We start from the raw sequence: 3,300 nt of genomic DNA on the forward strand, positions 1-3,300 counted from the left end.
CTCAGTCATTCATCTCGGGTGCGATTTCCAAGACAATCAACATGCCGAACGATGCGACAATCGAGGACTGCCAGAAGGCCTATGAATTGTCGTGGTCACTGGGTGTAAAGGCAAATGCGCTTTACCGTGACGGCTCCAAACGGTCACAGCCACTGGCCGCCGCGCTTGTCGAAGACGATGAGGACGCGCAAGAGATCCTTGAAAGCGGCAACCACCACGAGAAAGCCGCTGTTCTGGCCGAAAAGATCGTTGAGAAGATCATCATCCAGGAGGTGCGCAACCGCGAGCGTGAAAAGATGCCTCAGCGCCGCAAGGGCTACACCCAAAAGGCGATCGTCGGCGGGCACAAGGTGTATCTGCGCACCGGTGAGTATGAAGACGGCCAGCTTGGTGAAATCTTCATCGACATGCACAAGGAAGGTGCCGGCTTCCGCGCCATGATGAACAACTTTGCCATCGCGGTATCGGTTGGTCTTCAGTACGGTGTGCCGCTTGAGGAATTTGTGGATGCCTTCACATTTACCAAGTTCGAGCCCGCAGGCATGGTTCAGGGCAACGACAGCATCAAGAATGCAACGTCGATCCTTGACTACATCTTCCGCGAACTGGCTGTCAGCTATCTTGACCGCACCGATCTGGCGCACGTCAAGCCAGAGGGCGCGTCCTTCGACAGCATCGGCCGTGGTGAGGAAGAGGGTGTCTCGAACGTGAAAGCGCCAACTGAAAGTGCGGCTTCACGGTCTTTGGAAGTGCTCAAGCAGATTTCGTCGACTGGGTACCTGCGCAAGCGGATGCCGCAGGACCTGGTGGCTTTGCAGGGGGGCATGCGTCTGGCACCGGTGGATAGCGATGCTGATCCGGTGGCAACGCTGCAAACCATCGTCAGCGAAAGCGTGACGTCAACAACGGCCACAGCAACAATCTCGGCCCGCGATAAGGCCAAGATGCAGGGCTATGAGGGTGATCCTTGCGGCGAATGCGGCAACTACACGCTGGTCCGCAATGGTACCTGCATGAAGTGCAACACATGCGGCGGGACAAGCGGTTGTAGCTAAGATTTTTCGGCGAAAAATCTTATGCGCGCAGAAGGAATTTCGCCGAAATTCCTTCGCTGATAAAGAGCTTCGGAGCGGGTGCGCTCGCTCCGGCGCGGATTGGGCCGCAGGCAAACAAACCGAGCGGTATAATGAGTGAGCCTGATCAGCGAAACTATGGGGGAGCATCCGCTCCCCCTTTTTTATGCGCGGGGATCGCGCGGGATATCCACATCGGGTGCGGCCAGCGTGAAGCCCGCAAATTCGAAACCGGGTGACACGGTGCAGCCAACCAGCGTCCACGCACCTGTGGTGGCCGCCATTTGCCAATGGCCCTCGGGCACGATCGCTTGCGGTAGCTGCCCTGCGGCAAGGTCCGGTCCCAGCGTGTGATCGGTCGCAGGCCCGTCGAGGCCGGGGGCCAATGACAGAACCAGCGGCGCGCCGGCGTAGTAATGCCAGATTTCGACCGCATCCACTGCGTGCCAATGGCTGGCCTGTCCGGCTTTTAGCAGGAAATAGATGCAAGTGCCCGTGGCGCGACCCTTATTCTCCGCGACCCATGTTTGGCGGTAGTACCCCCCTTCAGGATGCGGGGCGAGGTCGAGTTGGGCGATGATATCGTCAGCTGTCATGTCAGGCATGGGACGTGTGGTGCTGTCTCTGGAGAGTGATGGCCGTGCAGACGCGGATCAGGGAAAACCTCGACTGCGGTTTGGTAGGGGGTAAATCCTGCTTTTTGGTAAAAACCCAAGGCACGAGGATCATCCCAATTGCAGGTATGCACAAAGAAACGGCCAATATCGCGGGCAAAGGCGCGGGCTTGCGCCAGTGCCATCATCGGGCCACCAAGCCCTTGGCCTGTCGCCTCTTTCACGATACCGAAATAGGCCAGCTCACATTCATTCTCGGGGCGGAAATCAAGCTCGGCGAGGCCAATAGCCGTGCCGTTCTTGCGGATGACCCACGTCTCGGTCCTGTCGTCGCTCAGGATCGCCGCCAATGCGTCATCATCCATCACGAGGCGCAGGGTCCAAAGCCAAGGCGCGCCGACCGCGCGAAACAATGCGCGGTAGCTGGCGTTGTCCATTTGCTCGCGCGTGGCAGTCACCCCATCGGGAAAGGGCCTTGGCGTCATCGCGGGGGCTGTCATCTGCAAGTAGGTGACAACCGCCGCGACATGGCCGGCAGGGACGGGGTGCATCCCTGTCGTGATCATCCTTTCAGGATGCTCCGCCCCGCGTAGACAGCGGTTTCGCCGAGCATTTCTTCGATGCGGATCAACTGGTTATACTTTGCCAGACGGTCCGAACGGGACAATGAGCCGGTTTTGATCTGCCCGCAGTTGGTGGCAACCGCAAGGTCGGCAATGGTCGCATCCTCGGTCTCACCCGAGCGGTGTGACATCACATTGGTGAACTTTGCACGGTGCGCCATATCGACGGCCTGCAATGTCTCGGTCAGCGTCCCGATCTGGTTGACCTTGACCAGCATGGAATTGGCAGAGCCTTTGGCGATACCGTCGGCCAGACGCGCAGGGTTGGTGACGAAAAGGTCGTCGCCCACAAGCTGGATCTTATCGCCGATCATATCGGTGAGGGTTTTCCAGCCGTCCCAGTCATCCTCGGACATCCCGTCTTCAATGCTGATGATGGGGTAATCTTCGACCAGTTTTGCAAGATAGGCCGCGTTTTCGGCAGATGTCAGGGATACACCTTCGCCGACCATCTCGTATTTGCCGCCCTTGTAGTACTCGGTCGCGGCGCAATCGAGCGCGAGGTAGATGTCCTTGCCGGGCTCATAGCCTGCCTTCTTGATCGACGTCATGATGAAATCAAGCGCGACGCGTGTGCTGGCAAGGTTGGGGGCAAAGCCGCCTTCGTCGCCGATGCCTGTGTTGTGGCCCGCGGCAGAGAGTTCTTTCTTCAGCGTATGGAACACTTCGGACCCCATGCGCACCGCCTCGCGGATGTTTTCCGCAGCGACCGGCATGATCATGAATTCCTGAATATCAATAGGGTTATCAGCATGTTCGCCGCCATTGATGATGTTCATCATGGGCACGGGCAGGGTGCGAGCAGAGGTGCCGCCGATGTAGCGGAAAAGCGGCTGTGCGGTAAAATCTGCCGCAGCTTTGGCCACCGCCATGGACACGCCAAGGATCGCATTCGCGCCAAGGCGGGCTTTGTTCGGGGTGCCGTCCAGTTCGATCATCGCCATGTCGATGGCGACTTGCTCGGTCGCGTCAAAGCCAAGGATCGCTTGG

4 protein-coding genes are annotated in these 3,300 nt (G+C 58.6%); 1 reads left to right on the top strand and 3 read right to left on the bottom strand.

Annotated features, from left to right (window positions below):
• A partial coding sequence (locus VGP75_RS02755; RefSeq protein WP_526025497.1) for a TSCPD domain-containing protein occupies window positions 1-1,055 on the top strand: 1,055 nt, incomplete at its 5' end.
• Window positions 1,056-1,237: 182 nt separating this feature from the next.
• Here VGP75_RS02755 and VGP75_RS02760 read toward each other — a convergent pair.
• The 3 genes from VGP75_RS02760 to eno all read right to left on the bottom strand — a co-directional run.
• Window positions 1,238-1,669 carry a cupin domain-containing protein gene (locus tag VGP75_RS02760; RefSeq protein WP_327542198.1) on the bottom strand — a complete coding sequence of 144 codons (432 nt, stop codon included), beginning with the start codon at window positions 1,667-1,669 and terminating at the stop codon, window positions 1,238-1,240.
• A complete protein-coding gene (locus VGP75_RS02765) occupies window positions 1,666-2,253 on the bottom strand; it encodes a GNAT family N-acetyltransferase (protein WP_327542196.1) in 588 nt (195 codons plus the stop codon). The genes VGP75_RS02760 and VGP75_RS02765 overlap by 4 nt, the downstream gene beginning before the upstream one ends.
• Window positions 2,250-3,300: phosphopyruvate hydratase (gene eno / locus VGP75_RS02770; protein WP_327542197.1), on the bottom strand; the 1,051-nt coding region annotated here is incomplete at its 5' end. The genes VGP75_RS02765 and eno, both read right to left, overlap by 4 nt.

The organism is Yoonia sp., from assembly GCF_036007805.1.
Lineage (GTDB): Bacteria > Pseudomonadota > Alphaproteobacteria > Rhodobacterales > Rhodobacteraceae > Yoonia.

What these genes read in the sequence shown, in the direction of transcription:
- VGP75_RS02760 (WP_327542198.1), bottom strand. Translation starts at nt 1,669, where the DNA reads ATGACAGCTGACGATATCATCGCCCAACTCGACCTCGCCCCGCATCCT.
- VGP75_RS02765 (WP_327542196.1), bottom strand. Translation starts at nt 2,253, where the DNA reads ATGATCACGACAGGGATGCACCCCGTCCCTGCCGGCCATGTCGCGGCG.